Annotated in this window: 26 protein-coding genes; 10 read left to right on the top strand and 16 right to left on the bottom strand. The window is 74.1% G+C overall.

The annotated features are described in order from the left end of the window. Positions 1-301: 301 nt before the first annotated feature. Positions 302-1,036, top strand: a complete 735-nt coding sequence (locus CO540_RS08720; protein WP_099161629.1) for a hypothetical protein — start codon at positions 302-304, stop codon at positions 1,034-1,036. On the opposite strand, the gene CO540_RS08715 is transcribed toward CO540_RS08720, so the two are convergent. After that, on the bottom strand, positions 985-2,574 hold the full coding sequence (locus tag CO540_RS08715; protein ID WP_099161628.1) for a phospholipase D-like domain-containing protein: 1,590 nt from the start codon (positions 2,572-2,574) through the stop codon (positions 985-987). The two genes, CO540_RS08720 and CO540_RS08715, sit on opposite strands and share 52 nt — an antisense overlap. Before the next feature lie 143 nt (positions 2,575-2,717). On the opposite strand from CO540_RS08715, the gene CO540_RS31130 reads away from it, so the two are divergent. Next, positions 2,718-2,846 (top strand): hypothetical protein, encoded by a 129-nt coding sequence (locus tag CO540_RS31130; RefSeq protein WP_255292629.1) that lies wholly within the window; start codon positions 2,718-2,720, stop codon positions 2,844-2,846. Between the two features lie 44 nt (positions 2,847-2,890). Here CO540_RS31130 and CO540_RS08710 read toward each other — a convergent pair whose 3' ends face one another. Both CO540_RS08710 and CO540_RS08705 read right to left on the bottom strand, forming a co-directional pair. Continuing rightward, positions 2,891-3,877 carry a pirin family protein gene (locus CO540_RS08710; protein ID WP_099161627.1) on the bottom strand — a complete coding sequence of 329 codons (987 nt, stop codon included), beginning with the start codon at positions 3,875-3,877 and terminating at the stop codon, positions 2,891-2,893. 10 nt (positions 3,878-3,887) lie between these two features. Then, complete coding sequence (locus tag CO540_RS08705; protein ID WP_091578374.1) at positions 3,888-4,370, bottom strand: MarR family winged helix-turn-helix transcriptional regulator; 483 nt, start codon at positions 4,368-4,370, stop codon at positions 3,888-3,890. A 125-nt stretch (positions 4,371-4,495) separates the two neighbouring features. Here CO540_RS08705 and CO540_RS08700 point away from each other — a divergent pair, with 125 nt between their 5' ends. Beyond that, positions 4,496-5,083, top strand: coding sequence for a DUF1684 domain-containing protein (locus CO540_RS08700; RefSeq protein WP_099161626.1), 588 nt, complete (start codon positions 4,496-4,498; stop codon positions 5,081-5,083). A gap of 50 nt (positions 5,084-5,133) precedes the next feature. Here CO540_RS08700 and CO540_RS08695 read toward each other — a convergent pair whose 3' ends face one another. Beyond that, positions 5,134-5,721, bottom strand: coding sequence for a general stress protein (locus CO540_RS08695; RefSeq protein ID WP_091578369.1), 588 nt, complete (start codon positions 5,719-5,721; stop codon positions 5,134-5,136). A 111-nt stretch (positions 5,722-5,832) separates the two neighbouring features. Between CO540_RS08695 and CO540_RS08690 the strand changes: the two genes are divergently transcribed. Together CO540_RS08690 and CO540_RS08685 are read left to right on the top strand one after the other, a co-directional pair. Continuing rightward, on the top strand, positions 5,833-7,668 hold the full coding sequence (locus tag CO540_RS08690; RefSeq protein WP_099161625.1) for a glycoside hydrolase family 15 protein: 1,836 nt from the start codon (positions 5,833-5,835) through the stop codon (positions 7,666-7,668). Next, positions 7,665-8,444, top strand: a complete 780-nt coding sequence (locus tag CO540_RS08685) for a glucose 1-dehydrogenase (protein ID WP_091578364.1) — start codon at positions 7,665-7,667, stop codon at positions 8,442-8,444. Before CO540_RS08690 ends, CO540_RS08685 begins: the two co-directional genes overlap by 4 nt. Before the next feature lie 7 nt (positions 8,445-8,451). On the opposite strand, the gene CO540_RS08680 is transcribed toward CO540_RS08685, so the two are convergent. Then, positions 8,452-9,231: a helix-turn-helix transcriptional regulator gene (locus CO540_RS08680; protein ID WP_099161624.1), complete on the bottom strand. Its 780-nt coding sequence runs from the start codon at positions 9,229-9,231 to the stop codon at positions 8,452-8,454. A 105-nt stretch (positions 9,232-9,336) separates the two neighbouring features. Here CO540_RS08680 and CO540_RS08675 point away from each other — a divergent pair, with 105 nt between their 5' ends. Then, entirely contained in the window at positions 9,337-9,837 is a 501-nt protein-coding gene (locus CO540_RS08675; RefSeq protein WP_099161623.1) for a metallophosphoesterase, read from the top strand. Between the two features lie 2 nt (positions 9,838-9,839). On the opposite strand, the gene CO540_RS08670 is transcribed toward CO540_RS08675, so the two are convergent. After that, a complete protein-coding gene (locus CO540_RS08670; protein ID WP_099164667.1) occupies positions 9,840-10,046 on the bottom strand; it encodes a DUF3072 domain-containing protein in 207 nt (68 codons plus the stop codon). A gap of 80 nt (positions 10,047-10,126) precedes the next feature. On the opposite strand from CO540_RS08670, the gene CO540_RS08665 reads away from it, so the two are divergent. Continuing rightward, a complete protein-coding gene (locus CO540_RS08665; protein WP_172967811.1) occupies positions 10,127-11,092 on the top strand; it encodes an NAD(P)/FAD-dependent oxidoreductase in 966 nt (321 codons plus the stop codon). Between the two features lie 11 nt (positions 11,093-11,103). Here the strand turns inward: CO540_RS08665 and CO540_RS08660 are convergent, their stop codons facing one another. From CO540_RS08660 to CO540_RS08650, 3 genes are all read right to left on the bottom strand, one after another. Continuing rightward, positions 11,104-12,399, bottom strand: a complete 1,296-nt coding sequence (locus CO540_RS08660; protein WP_099161621.1) for a sodium:proton antiporter — start codon at positions 12,397-12,399, stop codon at positions 11,104-11,106. A 100-nt stretch (positions 12,400-12,499) separates the two neighbouring features. Then, the gene (locus tag CO540_RS08655) at positions 12,500-13,177 is read right to left on the bottom strand and encodes an HAD family hydrolase (protein WP_099161620.1); all 678 of its coding nucleotides are present in this window, start codon (positions 13,175-13,177) and stop codon (positions 12,500-12,502) included. Further along, positions 13,126-15,342 carry a SpoIIE family protein phosphatase gene (locus CO540_RS08650; RefSeq protein ID WP_099161619.1) on the bottom strand — a complete coding sequence of 739 codons (2,217 nt, stop codon included), beginning with the start codon at positions 15,340-15,342 and terminating at the stop codon, positions 13,126-13,128. Before CO540_RS08650 ends, CO540_RS08655 begins: the two co-directional genes overlap by 52 nt. Before the next feature lie 200 nt (positions 15,343-15,542). On the opposite strand from CO540_RS08650, the gene CO540_RS08645 reads away from it, so the two are divergent. Beyond that, on the top strand, positions 15,543-16,400 hold the full coding sequence (locus tag CO540_RS08645) for a hypothetical protein (RefSeq protein WP_099161618.1): 858 nt from the start codon (positions 15,543-15,545) through the stop codon (positions 16,398-16,400). Between the two features lie 57 nt (positions 16,401-16,457). Here the strand turns inward: CO540_RS08645 and CO540_RS08640 are convergent, their stop codons facing one another. Beyond that, entirely contained in the window at positions 16,458-16,820 is a 363-nt protein-coding gene (locus CO540_RS08640; RefSeq protein ID WP_099161617.1) for a DUF6401 family natural product biosynthesis protein, read from the bottom strand. A gap of 162 nt (positions 16,821-16,982) precedes the next feature. Between CO540_RS08640 and CO540_RS08635 the strand changes: the two genes are divergently transcribed. After that, on the top strand, positions 16,983-17,423 hold the full coding sequence (locus CO540_RS08635) for a hypothetical protein (RefSeq protein WP_099161616.1): 441 nt from the start codon (positions 16,983-16,985) through the stop codon (positions 17,421-17,423). A 7-nt stretch (positions 17,424-17,430) separates the two neighbouring features. Here CO540_RS08635 and CO540_RS08630 read toward each other — a convergent pair whose 3' ends face one another. The 5 genes from CO540_RS08630 to CO540_RS08610 form a co-directional block, all read right to left on the bottom strand. Then, positions 17,431-17,643 carry a hypothetical protein gene (locus CO540_RS08630; RefSeq protein WP_091578338.1) on the bottom strand — a complete coding sequence of 71 codons (213 nt, stop codon included), beginning with the start codon at positions 17,641-17,643 and terminating at the stop codon, positions 17,431-17,433. A 160-nt stretch (positions 17,644-17,803) separates the two neighbouring features. Then, positions 17,804-18,067, bottom strand: coding sequence for a hypothetical protein (locus tag CO540_RS08625; protein ID WP_091578336.1), 264 nt, complete (start codon positions 18,065-18,067; stop codon positions 17,804-17,806). A gap of 108 nt (positions 18,068-18,175) precedes the next feature. Next, the gene (locus CO540_RS08620) at positions 18,176-18,637 is read right to left on the bottom strand and encodes an SRPBCC family protein (protein WP_091578334.1); all 462 of its coding nucleotides are present in this window, start codon (positions 18,635-18,637) and stop codon (positions 18,176-18,178) included. Positions 18,638-18,692: 55 nt separating this feature from the next. Further along, on the bottom strand, positions 18,693-19,109 hold the full coding sequence (locus CO540_RS08615; RefSeq protein ID WP_099164666.1) for a DUF2795 domain-containing protein: 417 nt from the start codon (positions 19,107-19,109) through the stop codon (positions 18,693-18,695). An 86-nt stretch (positions 19,110-19,195) separates the two neighbouring features. Further along, positions 19,196-20,170 (bottom strand): YihY/virulence factor BrkB family protein, encoded by a 975-nt coding sequence (locus CO540_RS08610; RefSeq protein ID WP_099164665.1) that lies wholly within the window; start codon positions 20,168-20,170, stop codon positions 19,196-19,198. 143 nt (positions 20,171-20,313) lie between these two features. Between CO540_RS08610 and CO540_RS08605 the strand changes: the two genes are divergently transcribed. Continuing rightward, the gene (locus tag CO540_RS08605; protein WP_091583766.1) at positions 20,314-20,718 is read left to right on the top strand and encodes a ChaB family protein; all 405 of its coding nucleotides are present in this window, start codon (positions 20,314-20,316) and stop codon (positions 20,716-20,718) included. Between the two features lie 60 nt (positions 20,719-20,778). On the opposite strand, the gene CO540_RS08600 is transcribed toward CO540_RS08605, so the two are convergent. Next, the gene (locus CO540_RS08600; RefSeq protein ID WP_099161615.1) at positions 20,779-22,212 is read right to left on the bottom strand and encodes an aldehyde dehydrogenase; all 1,434 of its coding nucleotides are present in this window, start codon (positions 22,210-22,212) and stop codon (positions 20,779-20,781) included. Between the last annotated feature and the right edge of the window lie 2 nt (positions 22,213-22,214).

Here is a 22,214-nt window from a genome sequence, read left to right as displayed (position 1 = left end):
GTCCGCGGAAAAAAAGAAGAGACGCTTAGGTTTAGCTTCAGTTGGTCCGTTCGGAAGCCACCTTAGCCTGACCGGCGGACAGAAATCTAGCCGAAAGTATGATGTACTTAAGGCTTATCGGGGTATCAACGGCCTGGATCGGGGCATATTGCGCAGCGGTGGCCCATGTCCGGTCGGTCGGCCCGCTCGATCCGACCGGTCAACGCAGAACCCGACAGTCGGTCGAAGTGTCGCCTTTCCGTCGTTGTCCCACCAACGGGACCGCCCGTAGCGTCCGTAGGTACACGTCTACGGAGGCACCGTGCTCGATCCCGCCGCGCCGCAACTCGTCATCAACGCCCCGACGCTGCTGTTCAGCTGGATCCCGGCGGACCCCGGCGCGGCGGAGGCGCTGGTGCCGACCGGCCTCCGGGCGCACCCGCAGCGGCAGGTCTTCCTCTGTCAGTACGTGGTCGACGACGGGACCCAGACCTCCGGCTTCGGCGCCTACTCGCTCACCTTCCTCGGTGTCTCGCTGGCGGACATGGACGCGCCGGACGGCGAGACCCCGGGCGGCTGGTGGACGCACTACCTGGCCTCCAGCCCCCGGGTCCGGCAGTACGCCGCCGCCCGCGGTGCCCCGGCCACCGACGGCGAGACCCACCTGGAGGTACGCGGCGGACGGCTCACCGCGGAGACCCGGGCCGACGGCCGGCCGCTGATCCGGGTCACCGCCCGCGTCGGGCACACCGGCACCGAGGCGCACAACGGGCACCACCGCTACCTCACCCGTCGCGACGGCGAGCTGATCGTGACCGACTACCCCTACGTGGCCGAGCCGGTGTCACCGTTCGAGGTCGAGTCGGTGGAGTTCCTGGCGCCGGAGCACCCGGTCTACGCGCTCCGGCCGGCCAACCCGCTGCACGTCTGCTGGGGCTTCTACTCGCCCCGGGTGTCGTTCGCCTATCCCGCCCGCCCCAAGGTGCCGGACGAGGCGGGAAACCTTCACCAGGTGCCGGCGCGCCGGGCGCGCAGCGGCCTGCCGTCCGGGTCGTAGACCAGCCGGTACGCCGGCAGCGCCCAGAGCCGCGTACGCCAGGGCAGCCGCTCCGGTCGGTGCGGCCGCAACCGGCCGGGCGGTCGGGGGCCGACCCGCCCACCGGCGTGCCAGCGGTCCAGTTCCTCGGCCGCGGCGCTGATCGCCGCCACCGCCTCCGCCGGGTCCAGCAGGTCGTCGTCCTGCGTGCCGTCGGGGTCGCGGTCCAGGTGCTCCCGCCAGAGCCGCAGCCGCAGGTCGCGGGCGAAGACCCGGGCGCCGTCGCCCAGCCCGGCCGGGTCGGCCGGCGACCGCTCGTCGTGGGTGTCGTCCAGCACCGCGCAGGACAGCTCGCTGTCGTGGGTCCAGGAGCGGCGGTTGAAGTTGTCGCTGCCCACGCTGGCCCAGACGTCGTCCACCACGCAGACCTTGGCGTGCACGTACACCGGGGTGCCCTCGTGGTTCTCGACGTCGAACACGTGCACCCGGTCCGGGGCGGCCCGGTGGCAGAGCGACAGCGCCTGCTCCCGGCCCACCATGTTCGGCGGCAGCGCGAGCCGGCCGTCGACGTCCGGGTGCCGGGGAACCACCGCCACCAGGTGCAGGTCCGGGTGCTCGCGCAGCGCCTGGGCGAACAGCTCGGCCACCTCGTTCGACCAGAGGTACTGGTCCTCCAGGTAGATCAGCCGGCGCGCCCGGCGTACCGCCTTGGTGTAGCCGCGGGCGACGGTGCGCTCGCCGTCCGGCGCGAAGGAGTAGCGCGGACGCACCGCCGGGTAGGTGCGCAGCACCTGCACGTGGTGCGGCCCGCAGGGCGGCGGGTCGGCGGGCTGGTCGGGCAGCGGGTCCGGGCGCAGGTCCGAACCGCGCAGCCGGTCCCGCAGGTAGGCCATCGGGTTCTCCGAGTCCAGCGGCATCGGGTCGGTCCAGCGCTCGCGGAACGTGGTGTCCAGCGCGCCGACCACCGGCCCGCGCAGCGCGAGCTGGACGTCGTGCCAGGGCGGCGTCGAGCCGTAGCGCGGGGACATGGCCACCGCCTGCGGATCGCCGGCGTGGGTCGCGTCGTCGCGCCGGCTGTGGCACAGGTCGATGCCGCCGGCGAACGCGACGTCGCGTTCCGGGTCGTCGGGATGGCGCAGCACGACGAGCTTCTGGTGGTGCGAGCCGCCGCGCCGGACCCGCTGGTCGAGCAGCACCTCGCCGCCGGCCGCGCAGACGGCCTCGCTGAGGTCGCGGTTCTCCTCCTCGCTGTAGGAGAGCGCGTCGAGGTGGGAGCGCCACAGCAGGCCCTTGACGACCACCCCGCGCTGGGCGGCCTGCGCGAACAGTTGCACCACCGTGGGGCCGTCCGGGCGCATCCGCTCGTCCGGGTCGCCCCGCCAGTCGGTGAAGAACAGGTGGTCACCGGCCGTCAGCGCCTCCACCTCCCGGACCAGCCGGTCGAAGTACGCGGCACCGTGAATCAACGGCTCGGCGAGGTTTCCGCTCGTCCAGACGGGTAATTCTGAGCCTGGGTTGGCGCGTTCCTGTGCGGTGAGGAACCAGTCCCGCAGGGTCACGTTCCAGCCTCCCGAGGTCGACGACGTCCTCACACGGTAGGACCCCCGGACGGGCCCCGCACCACGACGCAGCAGGTCGGCGGCGGTGGCACGCGCCTGGGGTACCCCGGACCCCTGGAACGCGAAACCGAGGAGGCACCGACATGCCCGCCGAGACGACGAACACCGTGACCGACGACCGCGACCAGGCGGTGGAGGGGGAGCGGGGTGCGCTGGTGGCGGTGCTGTTGATGGTGATCCTCGGCGTGGCCGGTATCTTCGCCGTCTCCTGAGACCGCGCCCGGGCGCCCCGGTGGACCGGGGCGCCCGTAGCAGGTCAGGGCCGGTCGCCCTGCCCGTCGCTGTGCGGCACCCGGCCGCTCGGGATCACCCCGAGCCGGCCGGCCTGGAAGTCCTCGACCGCCTGGATCAGCTCGGCCCGGGTGTTCATCACGAACGGGCCGTAGTGGGCCACCGGCTCGCGGATCGGCTGCCCGCCCATCAGGTAGAGCTCCAGCGCCGGGGTGTTGCCGTCCTGCGTCCGGTCGGCGGTGATCCGCAGCGCGTCGCCGGGCCCGTGCACGGCGAGCTGGCCGAGGTGGATCGGCCGCCGGTCGGTGCCGACCGTGCCGCGGCCGGCCAGCACGTAGACCAGTGCGTTGAAGTCCGGCCGCCAGGGCAGGCTCAGCTCCGCGCCGGGCTGCAACGTGACGTGCGCGATGGTGATCGGCGTGTGCGTCGAGCCCGGGCCGCGGTGCCCGGCGACCTCGCCGGCGATGACCCGGATCAGGCCGCCGCCGTCGGGCGTGGTCAGCAGCGCCGACTCCCGGCCGCGGATGTCCTGGTAGCGGGGCGCGCTCATCTTGGCCACCCGGGGCAGGTTGACCCAGAGTTGGAGGCCGTGGAACAGCCCTCCGCTCATCACCAGGTGCTCCGGCGGCGCCTCGATGTGCAACAGGCCGCTGCCGGCCGTCATCCATTGAGTGTCGCCGTCGGTGATGGTGCCGCCGCCACCGGTCGAGTCCTGGTGGTCCATGATCCCGTCGATCATGTAGGTCACCGTCTCGAAGCCCCGGTGCGGGTGCCACGAGGTGCCCTTCGGCTCGCCGGGCGCGTAGTCGACCTCGCCCATCTGGTCGAGGTGGATGAACGGGTCCAGGTCGGTCATCGCGACCCCGGCGAAGGCCCGGCGGACCGGGAAGCCCTCGCCCTCGTAGCCGCTGGGCGCGGTGGTGACCCGGCGGACCGGGCGGTAGGTGGTGGACTCGTCCAGCCTCGGCAGGCGGGGCAGGACGAGGACGTCGTCGACGGTGATCGCGGGCATCGCGGGCTCCCTAGTTGTCGGCCGGGGTGGACGACGCGGTGCGGTCGGCGCGCAGGCGCCGGCCGAGCCGCTCGAAGACCCGGGTGAGGCAGGCGACCTCGGCGTCGTCGAGGTCGTCGATCAGGTGGGTGCGCACGGAGCGCAGGTGGTGCGGCGCGGCCTCGCGCAGGGCCAGCAGCCCGGTCGCGGTGAGGACGGCCTCGCTGCCGCGCCGGTCGGCCGGGCAGGACTCCTTGGCCACCAGGCCGCGCTTCTGCATCGTGGTGATCTGGTAGGTCAGGCGGCTCGGTGAGAAGACCAGCCGGTCGGCCAGCTCACCCATGCGCAGGCGCTGCCCGGGCGCCTCGGAGAGCAGCACCAGCACGTGGTAGTCGGCGAAGCTGAGGTCGCTGTCCGTGCGCAGGTCGTCCTCCAGCTGGGTGAACAGCCGCTGGCTCGACTCGATGTACGCGCGCCAGCAGGCCGTCCGCTCCGCGTCCAGGCTCTCCGTCATGGCTCCGAGAGTAGCACTATTTAAAATTTAAACAAGTGCCTTGCTGCGCGGCGGAGCGGGTCTCAGAGAGCTGGCATGAGGTGTCGGTCGAAATTTGAACTGACCACCCGGCTAGGGTCGGGGGTATGGACGATCTCGACGTGCTCGACTGGCGGGAGCGGGTGGCCCGGCTCTACCTCTCGGACCTCGACCTGGCCGGCTTCCGGGCGGCCCGGGACGAGCTGTTCCGCACCCACCCGAGCAGCCCGGTGCCGCCGGACGACCGGCCCGGCTTCACCGGGCTGCGCTGGTTCCCGCCCGACCCGGACGCCGTGGTCGAGGCGCCGCTGCGGCCCGCCTCGGGCGAGCTGAGCATCGACACCGGCGGCCCCGACGGGGTGGTCTCCTACCGCCGGGTGGCGGCCGCCGAGACCCCCTGGGGGCCGCTGACGCTCTGGTGGATCGAGGCGTACGGGGGTGGGCTGTTCCTGCCGGTGCGCGACGCCACCTGCGGCGACGGGGCGTACGGCGGGGGTCGGTACCTCACCGACACGGTCAAGGGCACGTTCGGCCGCGGCCTGACGGTGCTGCCCGGCGGCCGGGTGCGGTTGGACGCGAACTACCTCTACAACCCGAGCTGCGCCTACGACGACCGGTGGGCCTGCCCGCTCGCCCCGCCGGAGAACCGCGTCGACGTGCCGCTGCGCGCCGGCGAGCGGGCCTACCACGACTGACGCGCCGAGGGAGGACCCGCAGCGGGCCCTCCCTCGCCGTGTCGCGCCGCTCAGCGGGCGGTGGCGCCGGTCGGCGTGAGGTGCATCCGGCCCAGCAGCTGCCGCGCCTGCTCCGCCACCTCCGCCTCCACGGTGACCGCGTACTGGCCGGCGCGCAGTGAGCTGGCCGAGGTGAAGTCGCGCTGCCCACCGGTCATGGCGTGCGCGACCGCGCCGAACACGGCACCCCAGATCGCGCCGATGACCAGCCCGACCAGGATCACCGCCAACCAGTTGCCCGCGGTGAAGATGCCGAACAGCAACCCGATGAACAGGCCGAACCAGGCGCCGGTGCCGGCGCCCAGCAGGGCCGCCCGCCCCGTGGTGAGCCGCCCCATCACGGTCTCCACCAGCGTCAGGTTCGTGCCGACGATCGAGGTCCGTTCCACCGGGAACCGGTTGTCGGCCAGATAGTCCACCACGCGCTGGGCGGACGGATAGTCCGGGTACGAACCGATCGTGACGGTCGGCGCACCGGCCTGCGGCCCGTGCCCGTCCCCGCTCGGCGGCGTCGGGCGACCGCCCGGGCCGGACGGGAGGTTGTCGCCGCCCGGCATTCCGGGTCGCCAGGCCGCGGTCGGAGTCGAGGGTCTGGTCATGAGCATCCTCCTTCGTCGACCCGCCGCGTTCCCGTCGGCGGCGGGCGGTAACGCGGTCGACGGCACGGATGCGGCCAGGCATGGCTCCGGCCCGGGCGGGTAGCCACGACCGTGCGGACCGGACGGATCAGCGAGCACGGCTTCCTCGCCGACGGGTGCAGCGCGGCGCTGGTGGACCGGGCCGGCGCGGTCAACTGGTGGTGCCCGCACCGCTTCGACGCGCCGTCGGTCTTCGGTCGGCTGCTCGGCGGCGACGCGGGGTACTGGAGCGTCCGGCCCGAGGGCGAGTTCACCAGCACCCGCTCCTATCTGGACGACACGCTGGTCCTGCGTACCGTCTTCACCACCGCGACCGGCACGGCGGCCGTCACCGACACGCTGGCGCTGGAGCCCGGCGCGCGCGGCCACGAGATCGGGCTGCGACCGCCGCGTGTGCTCGCCCGCGTGGTCGAGGGGCTCAGCGGCGAGGTGCCGATGCGGACCGACTACGTGCCGCGTTTCGAGTACGGCCGGGTCCGCGCCTACCTCGTCGAACGCGACGGGGTGATCAGCGCGGCGGCCGGCGTGTGCCGCCTGGACCTGCGCGCCGACGTTCCGCTCACCCTCACCGACGCGGCCGCCGTCGGGCGGTTCACCGCCCGCGCCGGCAGCACCCACCGGTTCACCCTGGGGTACGCCCCGACGTACTCCGGCACCGAACCGGCGCTGCCCGACGCCGCGCGGGTGGTGGCCGACGCGGTCACCGGCTGGCGCTCCTGGGCGGACCTGCACGACTACCGGGGCGAGTACCGCGACCAGGTCCGGCGCAGCGCGATGGTGGTGCAGGGCATGACGTACGGGCCGAGCGGGGCGGTCGTCGCGGCGGCCACCGCCTCACTGCCGGAGCAGATCGGCGGGGACCGCAACTACGACTACCGCTTCGTCTGGCTCCGCGACTTCAGCCTCACCCTCCAGGCGCTCTGGCGGGCCGCCTGCCCGGACGAGGCGGACCGGCAGTTCACCTGGGTGGCCCGGGCGATCGGCCGGATCGGCGACGCCCCGGTGCCGATCATGTACGGCGTCGAGGGGGAGCGGGACCTCACCGAGCACGACCTCGACCACCTCGCCGGCTACGAGGGCAGCCGGCCGGTGCTGGTCGGCAACGACGCGTGGCGGCAGCGGCAGAACGACGTGCTGGGCGAGGTGCTCGACGCGGCCTGGCTGATGCGCCACTACCTCGACCCGATGTCGCCCGAGGTCCGCCACCTGCTGCACACGCTCGCCGACCAGGCGGTACTCGACTGGCACCGGCCCGACGCCGGGATGTGGGAGGCGCGCGACGCGGAGCGGCACTACGTCTCGTCGAAGGTCCAGTGCTGGACCGCGCTGGACCGGGCCGTGCGGTTCGGACCGCGCATCGGCGGGCCCGCCGACGTGGCGCGGTGGGCCGCCGCCCGGGACGAGGTGCGCGCGACGGTGCTCGACCGGGGGTGGAACGAGCGGGTCGGCGCGTTCACCGGCGCGTTCGACTCCGACGACCTGGACGCCTCGGTGCTGATCATGCCGTTGGTCGGCTTCCTGCCCGCCGACGATCCGCGGATGCGCGCCACCATGGACGTGGTGGAGCGCCGGTTGTCCCGGGACGGGCTGCTGCGCCGCTGGGACGACGACCCGGCAGGGTTCGTGATCTGCTCGTTCTGGCTGGCCGCCTGCCGGGCCGAGGCGGGCGAGATCGACCGGGCCCGGCAGATGTTCGAGCAGCTCGCCGCCCGCGCCAACGACCTCGGCCTCTACGCCGAGCAGATCGACCAGGTCACCGGCGAGCAGCTCGGCAACTTCCCGCAGGCGTTCTCGCACATCGGCCTGATCATCGCCGCGGGCCGGATCACCGACGCCGTGGCGCGACGCGCCGGCGACCGAGCGGCCGTGCCGACCGGCGCGGCCCACACGGAGGGAGCAACCGGATGACCGGACGGCTGGCGGGGAAGACCGCCCTGATCACCGGCTCGGACTCGGGCATCGGGCAGGCCACCGCGATCGAGTTCGGCCGGGAGGGCGCCGACGTGGTGGTGCACTACCTGCACGACCACGCCGGGGCGAACCACACCCGGGCCGAGATCGAGAAGGTCGGTCGCCGGGCCGTGGTCGTGCAGGGCGACATCAGCGTCGAGCACCAGGTCGAGGCCATGTTCGACGAGGCGCTCGCCGAGTTCGACAGGTTGGACGTGCTGATGAACGACGCCGGCGTGGACGCCTCCGGCATCCCGGTCGCCGACCTGGACACCGAGACGTGGGACCGGTGCATCCGGACCAACGTCTACGGGACGTTCTTCTGCTCCCGGCGCTTCGTGCGCCACCGCAAGGAGCAGGGGGGCGGCGGCCGGATCATCAATATCACCTCGATCCACCAGGAGGTGGCCCGGGCCGGCGGCGCCGACTACGACACCAGCAAGGGCGCGATGCTGGAGTTCGCCAAGAGCCTGGCGCTGGAGGTCGCGCCGATGCGGATGAACGTCAACAACATCGGGCCCGGCATGGTGCTCACCCCGTTCAACCAGGAGGCGATCGACGACCCGAAGTACCTGGAGGAGCAGGTGCAGAGCATCCCCTGGAAGCGGGCCGCGCAGCCGTCCGAGATCGCCAAGCTGGCCGTCTTCCTCGCCAGCGACGACGCCGACTACGTCACCGGGTCGACCTACTTCATGGACGGTGGGCTGATGCAGAACCAGGGCCAGGGCGCCTGAGCGGCGCTCAGGCCGCCGCCGCGGCGCGCAACGCGGCGGCGGTGGCGTCGTCGCCGGGCAGGAACGTCTCGATGGACAGCTCCTCCACGGTGACGTCGAGCGGGGTGCCGAAGGTGGACACCGTGCTGAGCAGGGTCAACACGCCGTCGCCGTGCCGCAGTCGCAGCGGCACCACCACGTCACCCGGCCCCGGCTCGACCGGTTCGGGCCCGGCCCCGCCCGGGTAGCCGCGCAGCTCGTCGAGGAGCGCGGTGAGATCGGGGTCGGCGGTGAGCTGCGCCTGCCGGCGCAGCCGGGCCAGCAGGTGCGCCCGCCACTGCCCGAGGTTGAGCACCCGGGGCGCCAGCCCGTCCGGGTGCAGGGTCAGCCGCAGCGCGTTCACCGGCGGCCGCAGCAGGTGGGGCGCCGCGCCGGCGGTGAGCACCGGCACCGCCGCGTTGCCGTCGACCAGCCGCCACCGTCGGTCCACCGCCACCGCGGGCCAGGGTTCGTGCGCCCGCAGCACCAGTCGGACCGCCGCGCGGACCCGGCTCAGCTCGGGGGAGTCGAGGGCGCGTCGGGGGTAGACCGGCGCGTAGCCGGCGGCGAGCAGCAGCTGGTCGCGGTCGCGCAGCGGCACGTCCAGGTGCTCGGCCAGCCGGAGCACCATCTGCCGGCTGGGCGCGGAGCGCCCGGTCTCCAGGAAGCTCAGGTGCCGGGGGGAGATCTCCGCCTCGTGGGCGAGCGCGAGCTGACTGAGTCGCCGCCGGGTCCGCCACTCCCGCAGCAGCCCGCCGACCTCGCCCACCCCCTCATCCTAGGCCCACCGGCCCCGGGGGTTGATCAACGAGACCGCGTCGTCGCGCACTCCTTGATCGCGGTCCGGTGGCGAGGGGTGGGGGAGGATGGGGGGATGGACCTGGTGATCATGGCGGACACGCACGTGCCGAAGCGGGCGAAGGACCTGCCGGCCGCGCTGTGGGCGGCGGTCGACGCGGCCGACGTGGTGCTGCACGCCGGCGACTGGGTGGACGAGTCGCTGCTGAACGCCCTGGAGGCCCGGTCCCGCCGGCTGGTCGGCGTGTACGGCAACAACGACGGCCCGCCGCTGCGCGCCCGGCTGCCCGAGGTGGCCCGGGTCGAGCTGGACGGGCTGCGGGTCGCGGTGGTGCACGAGACCGGCCCGAAGACCCGCCGCGAGGAGCGCTGCGCCGCCGCGTACGGCGACCGCGACCTGCTGGTGTTCGGCCACTCGCACATCCCGTGGGACAGCGTCGCGCCGGGCGGGCCGCGTCTGCTCAACCCGGGCTCCCCGACCGACCGGCGGGCCCAGCCGTACGCGACCTATCTGACCGCGCGGGTGGCGGCGGGGCGGCTCGACCGGGTCGAGCTGCACCGCCTGCCCCCGCGCTGACCTCAGCGCCCCCGGCCGGTCTCCGCCTGGAGCTCGTCGATCCGGCGGGACGCCTCGGCCTTGGTCAGCCCGTCCGGCACCGGCTCGCCCGCCTCCTGGGCCAGGGTGTGCAGGTAGGACTCCTGGGCCGCGGTCGGCGGCTCGTCGCCGGTCACCCAGTCGTCCGGGTCCTTGACGGCGGCGTCCGGGTTGTTGTTGCGGTCGGTCATGCTGATCACCTCTCCTCGAACAGGTGTTCCACTACCCCCGTGCCGGCCGGTTCATGCCGTCCGCCGCCTACGATCACGACATGACGGCGGACCGGGCGGGTGTGGTGGTGGTCGGCGCGGGGATCGCCGGGGTGGCGTGCGCGACCGAGCTGGTCCGCGCCGGCGTGCCGGTGGAGGTCCGGGAGCGCGGTCGGGTGACCGGCGGGCGGATGGCCAGCAAGCGCTTCGACGGCCGCCCCGCCGACCTGGGCGCCGCCTACTTCACCGTCGACGATCCGGACTTCGCCGCCGTGGTCGCCGACTGGCAGGCCGCCGGGCTGGTGCGGGAGTGGACCGACACCCTGGTCGCGTACGGGCCGCGCGGACGCGAGGAGGTGACCGGCCCGGTGCGCTGGGCTGCCCCGCGCGGGCTGCGCTCGCTCGTCGAACACCTGGCCGCCGACCTTCCGGTGACCCACGACCGGCTGGTCATGACCGTCGAGCCGGGACCCCGGGTGGACGGGCGGGCGGCCGAGGCGGTGGTGCTCGCCATGCCCGGGCCGCAGGCCGCCCTGCTGCTGGACCCGGCGTTCGCCGAGGCCACCCGGGCGGTGGCGGCGCAACGCTGGGCGTCCACGCTCTCCGCCGTGCTGCACTTCCCGTCCCGTCGCTGGCCCGACTTCCGGGGCGCGTTCGTCAACGACCACCCGGTGCTGAGCCTGGTCTGCGACGACGGCGACCGGCGCGGCGACGGGGCCCCGGTGCTGGTCGCGCACACCACCGCCGAGTTCGCCGCCGGGCACCTGCTCCAACCCACCGCCGCCCGGCCGGCCGTCGAACAGGCGGTGCGGGACCTGCTCGGCCTGCCCGAGCCGGCCACGTCGACCCACGTGCACCGGTGGACGTACGCCCGGCCGGTGCGGGTGGCCGAGGGCGGGACGTACCACCTGGACGCCGACGGGATCGGTCTGGCCGGCGACGCGTTCGGGCGGCCCCGGGTGCAGAGCGCCTGGCGGTCCGGCCGGGACCTGGGTCGCGCGCTCGCCGACCGGTTGCGCGCCGGCTGACCCCGGGCGGGTCAGCCCCGGGCGCCGTCGAGCACCGGCTGCGCGGCCCGGCCCTCCTCCGCGCCGTCGCGGGTACGCTCGCCGGCCCGGTCCAGCAGCTGCATCACCGGGGTCGCGGCGACGCCGTGCACCACCACCGAGACCACCACCACCAGGCCGACGGTGGCCCAGAGCAGTTCCGCCTGCGGGAAGTCGGTCTTGCTGGTGGCGTACGCCAGGTAGTAGAACGACCCGACACCGCGGATGCCGAACAGCGAGATCACCCAGTGCTCGGTGGCGCAGCCCGGCGCGCCCCGCAGCGACAGCCAGCCGGCCAGCGGCCGGATCACCAGCACCAGGGCCAGCCCGACCAGCGCCGCCGGCCAGGTGAGCGGGGCGAGCAGACCGGTGGCCACGGCGCCGCCGAAGAGCAGCAGCAACAACACGGTGAGCAGCCGCTCCACCTGCTCGGCGAAGTCGTGCAGCACCGAGTGGAACTCGTGGGTGCGCTCGGCGGCCCGGATCGCCCGCGCGGCCACGAACACGGCCAGGAAGCCGTAGCCGCCGACCACCTCGACCAGCCCGTACGCGAGGAACGTCGCGGCCAGGGCGAGGAAGCCCTCGGAGTGCCGGGCCAGCCGCAGCGTGCTCGGGGCGCGGAAGAACAGCTTGCCGAGCAACCAGCCGACCAGCAGCCCGCCGCCCACACCGACGGCGAGCTTGTAGACCACGTCGACGCTCAGCCAGTGGACCAGCCAGTCCGAGGGGGCGAGGCTGGTGGTGGCGATCGCGATGGCGGCGTAGACGAACGGGAAGGCCAGGCCGTCGTTGAGGCCCGCCTCGGAGGTGAGCGCGAAGCGCACCTCGTCCTCCGAGTCCTCCGCGTCGGTCGGCTCGCCCACCTGCACGTCCGAGGCGAGCACCGGGTCGGTCGGGGCGAGCGCCGCGCCGAGCAGCAGCGCCGCCGCGGGCACCAGGCCGGCCCACCACCAGCCGAGCAGCGCGACGGCGGCGATGCACAGCGGCATGGCGATGGCCAACAGCCGCCAGGTCGACGACCAGCGGGCCCAGCTCAACGGCCGGTCGATCTTCAGGCCGGCGCCCATCAGGGCGACGATGACTCCCACCTCGGTGAGGTGGGTGGTCAACTCCGGTGAGCGCAGCGGATCCGGCGTGGGCAGCCCGGTCGGCAGCAGGAAGACCAGCATGCCCAGCCCGAGGAACGCGATCGGCATGGACAGCGGTCGCTTCTCCAGCATCCGGGGCAGGATCCCCGCCAGCAGCGCACCGACGCCCAGCAGAGCGAACGCGACATCGACCGGTTCCACGGCACCACCTTTCGGCCGCCCGTGGGCCGGGCGGTGGTGCCAGCAGTGCCCCGTCGGGGGTCGGGCTAAGCCTGGCGGTGCGGCCGAGTTCGGCGGCGGTTCAGCCGAGGGTGCCGATCGCGCTCTCGGGCAGGGCGTCCAGCAGGTCCGCCGGGTCCTCGTACACCGCCACCGCCCCGGCGCCGGCCAGCTCGGCGCGGCCGGTGCCGCCGCAGGTCAGGCCGATGCAGGGGATGTCCAGTTTGCCGGCGGCGGCCACGTCCCAGACCGAGTCGCCGACGAAGACCACCCGGTCGGCGGTCAGCCCGGACTGGTCCAGCGCCGCCTCCAGGATGTCCGGCGCCGGCTTGCTCTCCTGCGCGTCGGCGGAGGACGTGACCGTGTCGATCACCTCGTCGGCGTCCAGCGCGGCGCGCAGCGCGGTCACCTCGTGCGCGGCGGCCGAGGTGGCCAGCACCACCCGCAACCCGCGCTCCGCGCAGGCGTGCAGCAGCTCCCGCGCCCGGGGCAACGGCGCCAGCCGCTCCCAGTACTCGGCGTAGAGCGCGTCGTGCGCGTCGCGCAGCCGGCCGTCGGCGTCACGGTCCCGTTCGGCGCCGAGCAGGTGGTCGAGGAGCTTGTCCGAGCCCATGCCGATGGACCGGTGGATCCGGGCCATCGGCACCCGGTGGTCGGCCTGACGCAGCGCCTCCCACCAGCTCACCGTGTGCAGGTAGGTGGAGTCGATCAGGGTGCCGTCCACGTCGAAGAGGACGCCGCGGCGCGTGTCGTCGGCCATGGGTGCCTCCTACCCCGCCGCGGCGGCGTCGACGCGTGACCCGCCCCGGGGATGAGGATCTCGAACCAGACCGTCGAACCCCGCACCGTCGGGTCGGTGCCCCAGGCGTCGCTCAGCTCCTCGATCAGGCCGAGCCCACGGCCACGACTGCTCAGCGTGTCGGTCTGGGCCCGGGTGACCTGCCCCCGGGTGCCGGAGTCGGCGACCGAGACCAGCAGGCGTTCCGCGCTGAGGTCGATCTCCACCCGGGCGGCGGTGCCGGCGTGCAGCAGCGCGTTGGTGGTCAGCTCGCTGGTGCAGAGCACCGCGGCGCCGACCACCGCCTCGGGGACCTGCCACTCGGTGAGCTGGGCGGTCAGCCAGTGCCGGACCCGGCTCGGCGCGGTCGGCTCGGCCGGCACCTCCATGCCGGCCGACCGGCTGGGCCGGACCGCGTGCTCCACCGCCAGCACGGCCACGTCGTCCTCGGTCGCGCCCGGCACGGCGGCGGTCGCGACCGCGCACAGCGCGCGGGGGTCGCCACTGCTCGCGGCGCTCACCGCCGCGCCCAGCCCGGCCAGCCCGCTCGCCAGGTCCTGCCAGCGTCGTTCCACCACCCCGTCGCTGTAGAGCAGCAGCGTGTCGCCGGGACGGAACGGCACGGTGACCGTCCGGGCCCGGCCGCCGAGGCCCAGCGGCGGGCCGGGTGGCACCTCGACGAACTCGGCGTCGGCGTCGGGACCGCCGCGCCGGATCAGCGGCGCGGGATGACCGGCGCTGCTCAGCGTGAGCACCTCGCGGTCCACGTCGACCACGCCGAACACCACGGTCACGAAGAGCTCGTGCGTGCCGCCCTCGGTGCCGAGACTCCCGACCAGCCGGTCCAGCCCGCCGAGCACCGCGTCCGGGCGGGAGTCGGACAGGGCGAGCGCGCGCAGCGCGGCGCGTACCTGACCCATCCGGGCGGCGGCCTGCACGTCGTGGCCGGCCACGTCGCCGAGGACCACGCCCAGCGCGCCGGAGGGCAGCAGGAACGCGTCGTAGAAGTCGCCACCGGCGGCGTTGCCGTCGACGCCCGGTTCGTAGCGGGCGGCGATGCGCAGCCGGGGCAGGTCGGGCAGCTGCTCCGGCAGCATGCTGCGCTGCAACAACTGGGCGGTGCCGTGCTGGGTCTCGAACCGGCGGGCCCGTTCGGCGGCCTGGCCGATCAGCTCGGCCGACGCGGCGAGCAGCGCCCGTTCCGCCGGGGACCAGGGCCGCGGCGCCTGGTAGCCCACGGTGAGCGCGCCCCGGATCACCGAGGAGCGCAGCGGCAGCGCGGCGAGCGCCCGGATCTTCTCGTCGTGCCGGTCCGCCGCGACGTCGCGCAGCGGCTGCCCGTCGGCGGCGAACGAGGGCACACCGCTGCGCGCCGTCACCACCGCCGGCAGCGCCGAGTCGGCGCCGATCCGACGCCACAGCGGGGGCAGTCGCTCGTCGGCCTCGTCGAGCAGCTCACCCCGGATGCGCCGGACCAACCGCCACGCTGCGCCCTCGTCCACCGCGAGGGAGACCCGGTCGGCGTCGAACGAGTGCAGGCAGTAGCGCAGCGTCACCCGGGCCACGTCGTCCAACGTGAGCGTGCCGGAGAGCGCCGCGGCGAAGTCGCTCAGGCTCTGCAGCTGCTGGGTGAGCTGGGTGGTCTGCGCCGACACGGTGAGCACGCCGACGATGCGGCCGGTGGAGTCGCGGACCGGGGAGTGGCCGCGGGTGAACACGGCCGGCTCGGCCGGGCCCCCGCCCTGCCGGTCGGCCGGCAGCACCGCCTCCCGCTCCAGGAAGGGCTCGCCCCGCCGGTAGACGCGCTCCAGCGCCTCGCCGGCGCCGGCCTCCCGCCACACCTCGGCGAACACCTCCGCCGCCGGCCGGCCGAGCGCGTCCGGGTGGCGGTCGCCGATCAGCTCCGCGTACCCCTCGTTGTAGTGCAGGACGAGGTCGTCGCCGAGAAGCAGCGCCATCGGCACCGGCGAGTCCAGCACCACGTCCATCACGGCGCGGACCGCGGGGTCCCAGTTCTCCGGCGCGCCCAGCGGCGTGTCGGCCCACGGGTGGGCGGTCGCGGCGGCCGGCCCGGTGGCGACCGGGCCGGCGGGCGCTCCCGGAGTGGGGACGGAGGGCGTGGGAACCCGACCGACGGTGCCTGGCATGACCGCAGCCTAACCGGAGCGTGGCGGTCCGGTTCCGATCGTGTGGCCCGAGCCGCCCCCGGTCCTCGGGCGGCCGGACGTTAGTGCAGGTCAGGTCCGGTTCGGCAGGGCATGTCGGGAAATTGGCCGGGTCCGGCTCGGCGTGCTGCCGAGGTCATCGGGTATGCGGGCGGCGCAGTTCACGCGACAGGAGGGACATCATGCCGAAAACCCTCGCGGTCGGTCAGGTCGACATCGGTGCGGCCTGGACCGACTTCTGGAGGTCGGTGCTGCTCTTCGTACCGAGGGCCATCGCGTTCATCGCGATCCTCGTGGTGGGTTGGCTCATCGCCCGAGCCGTCCTCAAAATCGTGGACGCGGCACTGGAACGGGTCGGGTTCGACCGCGCCGTGGAACGCGGCGGGATCAAACGCGCCCTCGAACGCACCAGGTACGACGCCAGCGACATCCTGGCCAGACTGGCCTACTACGCGGTCCTGCTGTTCACCCTGCAGTTCGCCTTCGGCGTGTGGGGGCCCAACGCGATCAGCGACCTGATCCGTGGGGTGGTGTCCTGGCTGCCGCGGGCCTTCGTGGCGATCGTCATCGTGGTGATCGCCGCCGCCATCGCCAACGCCGTCCGGGACCTGGTCTCCGGCGCGCTCGGCGGGCTCTCGTACGGCCGGGTGCTGGCCGACGTGACCGCGATCTTCATCCTGGCGCTCGGCATCATCGCCGCGCTCAACCAGGTGGGCATCGCGACCACGGTGACCACACCGGTGCTCGTGGCCTTCCTCGCCACCGTGGCGGGCATCCTGATCGTGGGTGTCGGCGGTGGTCTGATCAAGCCGATGCAGGACCGCTGGGACGGCTGGCTGCACCGGGCCGCCGAGGAGTCCCGGGCGTTCCGGGAGCAGCGGCAGGCGCAGCAGGCGGGTCGCGGCGACTACGAGCGGCAGATGGCCGACCGGGGCGGACAGCCGACCCCGACCGGGCCGGAGTCGATGTCGGGGGCGGGCACCTACCGCTCCGGGCAGTCGGGCGACCAGACGCAGCAGTTCCGCCGGCCCAACGGCTGACGGAGGCGGATGACCGGGGTGTTCGCGGGGCGATCGCGGACACCCCGTCGCCGTGCCTCAGGCCAGGTGTCGCGGGTCCAGCGCGCGGGCCAGCAGGCAGACCGCGAGCAGGCGGGTGAGCAACCAGCCCGGCGCCGACCAGTCGACCGGCCCCTCCGGGGGCGTCCAGCCGTGCTCCGTCGCCGCGTCGCGCAGCCCCTCGGCATAGCCGGCGAGCGCCGCCACGCTCAGCGGCCGGCGGTCGCCGTGCAGGCTGTCGCGTACGCCGGCGGCGTGCTGGTCGACCTCGGCGAGCAGCCCGGGGTTCGCGAAGGCCGCGGCGAGCCCGGCGGTGCCGACGGCGGTGGTCAGCGTGGTGAGGGTCGACCGTGCGGCCACCGCCGCGGAGGGGGTCGCGACCCGGTTGTTCGGCACGCGCATGGTGACCGAGGCTAGCCCCGGCGGGAGCGGGGTGACCTCGGCCGACCGGCCGATGCCCGGATCGGCCGGGTGACCGGCGGTGTCGTCCGGCGGGATTGAGCCGCCCGTCCCGGGGCAGAAGGAAACCGCGCGGACGGCGCAGCGAGCCCGTGGAGGAACAGGATGGGACAGCCGCACGACGGACCGGACCGGGCGCACCGCCGCCCGGACGGGGTGAGTGACGCCACGGTCGAGGCGCTGGGCAAGCTCAGCGAGGCCCTGGAGTGCGTCGAGCGGGCCCGCGGCCACCTCTACGAACTGCACCAGCTGATCGGCCACGCCGACCTGATGCTGGACGACGCGGTGGAGCTGTTCCGCTCCGCCGGGCACCCGGCCCTCGCCGAGCGGATCGACCGCGACCTGCTCGGTCGCAACGTCATCGCCGGGCGGTGGACCTTCCAGATCGTCGAGGACTTCGACGACGGCTACTACGCGCTGTTCCGGGAGATGGACCGGCAGGCCCGGGACGACCTGGTCGGCGGTCGGCGGCACCTCTACGAGGCGGAGATGAAGGAGCGCCGCCGTACCCGGGGCCGGCCGGGGCACGAGGCGCGCCCGGCGTAGCGAGGAGTCAGTCCGAGGAGCGCGCGTCGGCCGGACGGCGGCGCGCGCCGTCGTCGGCGATGATCACGGTCGCGACCATCAACGCGACCACCAGGCTGAAGAGCCAGGAGCTGTCGTCGGTGAACTTCGCGGCGACCGGCGCCTGGACGGCGGCGAGCAGGAAGCCCAACCAGGCGAGGCGGCGCTGACGGGTGGAGAGGAAAGCGGAGCCCTGATCCATCCCGAAAGTCTTACGCGCCACGGGGGGAGTGCCGTCAGCCGTTCGGCCGATTCTGGATGGGCTGTCCGTTTTCCCGACCGCCCGTACCTCACTTTTTGTCGTTTCGGTCGAGCGTAGGGTGACCGGCTCCGGGTAGCTTCCGGCCCCCGGAGCCGGCGCCTCACATGGTGTCCGGCCCGGTCCGGCCGGTGGTCGACGGCCGGTACGCCCGGTCCGCGTCGGTCATCTCCCGCCGCTCGGCCTCCGGGCCGGCGCCCCGGTCCACCGCCTCGGGACCGTGGCCGAACGCGGCCTCCTCGCCGGCGTCGTTGCCGGTGGCGTCGTCGGCCTGGCCGTCCAGCGTCGACCGGGCGATCGCCTGGTCAAGCTCGTGCAGGGGAGTGCGGTCCTCGTCGCGCCACACGTGGCGGTCGTTGTCGGTCATTTCCCTGCGGTACCCGGGCGGAATGATCGCAAACGGCCGCCGGACAGCGTGATGGCCGCCGGGCGAGCCGGCGGCCATCGAAGCTTCGGTACGGGGGGAAGCGGGGACTCAGGGAGTCGGCCGGTCGACCTCACCGCGCCAGGCGCCGGTCTCCTGACCGCGCCGCTCGATGAACGTCTTGAACCGCGCCAGGTCGCCCTTGGCCCGGCGGTCGACCACGCCCAGCTTGTCGCCGGCCTGCTCGACCACGCCGTGCGGCTCGAACTCCATCTGCAGCGTGACCCGGGTGTGCCCCTCGTCCAGGCGGTGGAAGGTCACCACGCCGGCCTGCTGGGTGCCCCCGGTGGAGCGCCAGGCGACCCGCTCGTCCGGCAGCTGCTCGGTGATCTCGGCGTCGAACTCGCGCTTGACCCCCGCGATCTCCACGGTCCAGTGCGTCATCGTGTCGGAGAGCTGCCGGACCTCCTGCACGCCCTCCATGAAGTGCGGGAACTCCTCGAACTGGGTCCACTGGTCGTACGCGGTCCGGATCGGGACGTCCACGTCCACGTGTTCCATAACGCCGCTCATGTCGGGGTTCCTCCTGTTCCGCCGGTGTCGTGGTGCGGACCGTGGGCCGGTCCGCTCACCAGCGCGTCGTCTCGTTCTTGTGCCCGAGTGCGGCCCACACCTCGGAAACCGTCTGGTAACGCGTGCCCTCCGGCAGGCTCTCCAGCGCCGCGACGACGTCCGCGGGCGCCTCGTTCTCCCGGGCGTTGGCCACCAGCGTGTCGCGGTCGCCGGGCAGCGCCGCCATGCCGATGAACCGGCCGAGGCGGCTGCGCGCCTCCACGTCCTGGGAACTCATCCCCTGCGGAGCGCCGGTGCGCAGCTCTCCGGCCGGGGCCGTGGTGGCCTCGGGCTGGTCCTCGCCGGCCGGCTCGGGGACGCGGAACTCGTCGACCCGCGAGCCCCCGGTGCCCGGCCCCTGGACGAGACCGCTGACCTCGCTGCTCATCTGATCGTCGACCCTGGGCGAGTGCTTGCTGCTGCCACGTTCCATGCCCACAGACATGCCCCGGGGGATCGCCGGTAAACCGGCGCGGGTCGGGGGACCCGGTCACCCGGGGCGGAACCGGGCGGCCGGTCTCAGTCGGCCGGCGCGCGCGGCGGCAGCACCGGATCGGCCGGCTCGTCCACCCCGGCCTGCATCGCCCGGCCCCGTTGCAGCTCCGCGTTGACCTGCACGCCGAGCATCAACGCGCAGTTCGACAGATAGAGCCAGACCAGGAACGCGATCACCGCGCCGAGGCTGCCGTAGGTGACGTCGTAGGAACCGAAGTTGGCCACGTAGAGGCCGAAGCCGAAGGAGGACGCCACCCACACCAGCAGCGCCAGCGCGCCGCCGGGGGTGAGCCAGCGGAAACGGGGCTGACGCACGTTCGGCGCGATCCAGAACAGCAGCGACAGCAACGTCATCGCGACCAGGGCCAGCAGCGGCCACTTCGTCACCGACCAGGTGGTCCGGGCCAGGGCGCCGGCGTGCAGCAGGTCACCCACCGCGTCGGTGACCGGGCCGCTGACGATCAGCCCGGTCGCCACGACCGCGAGCAGCAGCAGGGTGATCGCGGCCATGCCGATCTGCAGCGGGCGCAGGCGGTAGAACGGCCGTCCCTCCTCGACCCCGTAGATCGCGTTGGAGGCCCGGGTGAACGCGCCGATGAAGCCCGAGGCGGACCAGAGCGCGCCGAGCAGGCCGAAGCTCAGCAGCACCTTCGCCGACCCCTGCTGCTCGACCACGTTGCGCACCACGCCGATGAACGCGTCGTTGCCGACCACCGAGCCGGCGCCGATCTCGCGTGCCAGGTCGATCACGGTGTCCACCGTGCGCGGACCGTCGGAGACCAGCCCGACCAGCGCCACCACCACGACCGTGGACGGGAAGAGCGCCAGCACACCGTAGTAGGTGAGCGCGGCCGCCCAGTCGGCGCAGTTGTCCTTGACGAAGCCCTGGCCGCTGCGCACCAGCACGCCCCGCCAGGTGCGCCAGTTCAGTTGACGGATGCGTCGCGGGAAGCGGGACCGGGGCCGGTCACCGACCGCGGGTGGTGTCGTCGCCGTCATGACCGCCTCCTCCACGCGCCGGCCGCGCCACCGGGCGTGGCCCGGCGGTACCCCACGGCGGAAATCGACAAACCGTGCGCCGGTTTGTCCCCGGAGCGAAAGGGAACGACAGGGGACACCCGATCGAGACGGAGGTGGACGAGATGCCCGGGCGTGAGGTGCTGCCCAGCACGCTGAAGCGGTCCCCGGCCAAGGCGCAGCGGACCTGGGAGAAGACGCACGACTCGGCGGTCGAGACGTACGGCGAGGGGGAGCGGGCGCACCGCGCCGCCTTCGCCGCGGTCAAGCACGAGTTCGAGAAGGTCGGCGACCACTGGGAGCCGAAGGGCCGCAAGGGGCCGAGCGACAAGCAGGCCGCCGGCGGTGGACCGGCCCGCCGCGCGCCCACGGCCGGCGGCGTGGACGCCAACGCCACCAAGGACCACCTCATGGAGGTGGCGAAGAAGCTGGACGTGCGCGGCCGGTCGCGGATGACCAAGCCGGAGCTGGTGAAGGCGATCGAGAAGGCCAACGACACCGCCACCCGCAAGGCGCGCGGCGGTCGCTGAACCGCCACCGTACGACGTCGAGCCCGGGACCGCGCAGGTCCCGGGCTCGACGCTGTCGGCTCACCAGTGGCCGCCGCCCGGCGCCTCCAGGTGCACCACCTTCACCGTGCTGAACTCGTCGAGCAGCTCCGGGCCGTACCCGAAGCCCTGGCCGCTGCCCCGGCGCGGTTGGGCCGCGCCGCCCGGCGCGCCGCCGAACACCGCGTTGACCTTGACGGTGCCGACCGGCAGTTCCCGCCAGGCCCGCTGGGCGTGGCTCATCGAGCTGGTCAGCACGGTGGCCGCCAGACCGTACGGGGAGTCGGCCGCGCAGCGCAGCCCCTCGGTGAACGAGTCGACCACCACCACCGGGGCGACCGGGCCGAACGTCTCCTCGCGGACCAGCGCCATCTCGTGGCGGCAGCCCTCCACCACCGTGGCCGGGTAGAACGCGCCCGACCCGTCCGGGATCGTGCCGCCGGTGCGGACCCGGGCGCCCTCGGCGACCGCGGCGGTGACCTGCCCGTGCACGTGGTCCCGGTGCCGCCGGTCCACGAGCGGGCCGAGCTGCGTGTCGGGGTCACGGCCAGGTCCGGTGGCGAGCGCCTCGGCGCGGGCCACCAGCGCGTCGACGAAGTCCTCGGCGACGTCGCGGTGCACGTAGATCCGCTCCACCGCGACGCAGATCTGGCCGGCGTTGGCGAAGCAGCCCAGCGCCGCCTGCTCGGCGGCCCAGACCGGGTCGACGTCCGCGTCCACCACCAGCGGGTCGCTGCCGCCGTTCTCCAGCAGCACCTTCGCGCCGGTGCGCGCGCCCGCCGCGGCGATCGCCCGGCCGGTCGCGGTGGACCCGACGTGGGCCACCACGTCCAGCTCCTGACCGGCCAGCGCGGCGCCCACCTCCGCGCCGCCGGTGAGCAGCGACAGCACCCCGGCCGGCAACGCCGAGTCCAACGCCCGGGCCAGCAGCCACCCGGTGGCCGGGGTGCGCTCGCTCGGCTTGTGCAGCACCACGTTCCCGGTCACCAGCGCCGCGCCGAGCAGGCCGCAGGAGACCGCCACCGGGTCGTTCCAGGGGGTGATCGCGGCGACCACGCCGCGCGGCTCGGGAGCCATGAAGTCCAGCGCCGGGTGGCTGCCGTGCAGGGTCCGTCCGCCCCGCACCGGCGCCAGCTCGGCGTACTGTCGCAGCGTGCCGACGCCCGCCGCCACGCCGCCCCGCGCGTCGTCCAGGGGCTTGCCCATCTCCGCGGTGGTCGCCTCGGCGAGTTCCGCCGCGGCGGCCTCGACCGCGTCCGCCGCCCGGTGCAGCGCGGCGGCCCGTTCCGCCGGCGCGGTGGCCGCCCACTCCGCGGCGGCGCCCCGGGCGGCCTCGACCGCCTTGGCCACCTCGTCCGCCGTGGCCACCGGCGCCCGGGTCACGGGCGATCCGTCGGCCGGGTCGTGGACGACCAGTTCGCCGCCCTCGCCACCGGCGCCCCACACCCCACCTATGAGCTGCGCAACCGTGTACATGC

The organism is Micromonospora sp. WMMA2032 (assembly GCF_002688545.1).
GTDB lineage: Bacteria > Actinomycetota > Actinomycetes > Mycobacteriales > Micromonosporaceae > Micromonospora > Micromonospora sediminicola.
This window is presented reverse-complemented; position numbering and strand designations above follow the sequence as displayed.

Bases quoted from the DNA above. Each gene is read 5' to 3' on its own strand.
- CO540_RS31130 (WP_255292629.1), top strand. From the start codon at position 2,718: ATGCCCGCCGAGACGACGAACACCGTGACCGACGACCGCGACCAGGCG.
- CO540_RS08710 (WP_099161627.1), bottom strand. From the start codon at position 3,877: ATGCCCGCGATCACCGTCGACGACGTCCTCGTCCTGCCCCGCCTGCCG.
- CO540_RS08705 (WP_091578374.1), bottom strand. From the start codon at position 4,370: ATGACGGAGAGCCTGGACGCGGAGCGGACGGCCTGCTGGCGCGCGTAC.
- CO540_RS08700 (WP_099161626.1), top strand. From the start codon at position 4,496: ATGGACGATCTCGACGTGCTCGACTGGCGGGAGCGGGTGGCCCGGCTC.
- CO540_RS08695 (WP_091578369.1), bottom strand. From the start codon at position 5,721: ATGACCAGACCCTCGACTCCGACCGCGGCCTGGCGACCCGGAATGCCG.
- CO540_RS08685 (WP_091578364.1), top strand. From the start codon at position 7,665: ATGACCGGACGGCTGGCGGGGAAGACCGCCCTGATCACCGGCTCGGAC.
- CO540_RS08675 (WP_099161623.1), top strand. From the start codon at position 9,337: ATGGACCTGGTGATCATGGCGGACACGCACGTGCCGAAGCGGGCGAAG.
- CO540_RS08670 (WP_099164667.1), bottom strand. From the start codon at position 10,046: ATGACCGACCGCAACAACAACCCGGACGCCGCCGTCAAGGACCCGGAC.
- CO540_RS08665 (WP_172967811.1), top strand. From the start codon at position 10,127: ATGACGGCGGACCGGGCGGGTGTGGTGGTGGTCGGCGCGGGGATCGCC.
- CO540_RS08655 (WP_099161620.1), bottom strand. From the start codon at position 13,177: ATGGCCGACGACACGCGCCGCGGCGTCCTCTTCGACGTGGACGGCACC.
- CO540_RS08650 (WP_099161619.1), bottom strand. From the start codon at position 15,342: ATGCCAGGCACCGTCGGTCGGGTTCCCACGCCCTCCGTCCCCACTCCG.
- CO540_RS08645 (WP_099161618.1), top strand. From the start codon at position 15,543: ATGCCGAAAACCCTCGCGGTCGGTCAGGTCGACATCGGTGCGGCCTGG.
- CO540_RS08640 (WP_099161617.1), bottom strand. From the start codon at position 16,820: ATGCGCGTGCCGAACAACCGGGTCGCGACCCCCTCCGCGGCGGTGGCC.
- CO540_RS08635 (WP_099161616.1), top strand. From the start codon at position 16,983: ATGGGACAGCCGCACGACGGACCGGACCGGGCGCACCGCCGCCCGGAC.
- CO540_RS08630 (WP_091578338.1), bottom strand. From the start codon at position 17,643: ATGGATCAGGGCTCCGCTTTCCTCTCCACCCGTCAGCGCCGCCTCGCC.
- CO540_RS08625 (WP_091578336.1), bottom strand. From the start codon at position 18,067: ATGACCGACAACGACCGCCACGTGTGGCGCGACGAGGACCGCACTCCC.
- CO540_RS08620 (WP_091578334.1), bottom strand. From the start codon at position 18,637: ATGAGCGGCGTTATGGAACACGTGGACGTGGACGTCCCGATCCGGACC.
- CO540_RS08615 (WP_099164666.1), bottom strand. From the start codon at position 19,109: ATGGAACGTGGCAGCAGCAAGCACTCGCCCAGGGTCGACGATCAGATG.
- CO540_RS08610 (WP_099164665.1), bottom strand. From the start codon at position 20,170: ATGACGGCGACGACACCACCCGCGGTCGGTGACCGGCCCCGGTCCCGC.
- CO540_RS08605 (WP_091583766.1), top strand. From the start codon at position 20,314: ATGCCCGGGCGTGAGGTGCTGCCCAGCACGCTGAAGCGGTCCCCGGCC.
- CO540_RS08600 (WP_099161615.1), bottom strand. From the start codon at position 22,212: ATGTACACGGTTGCGCAGCTCATAGGTGGGGTGTGGGGCGCCGGTGGC.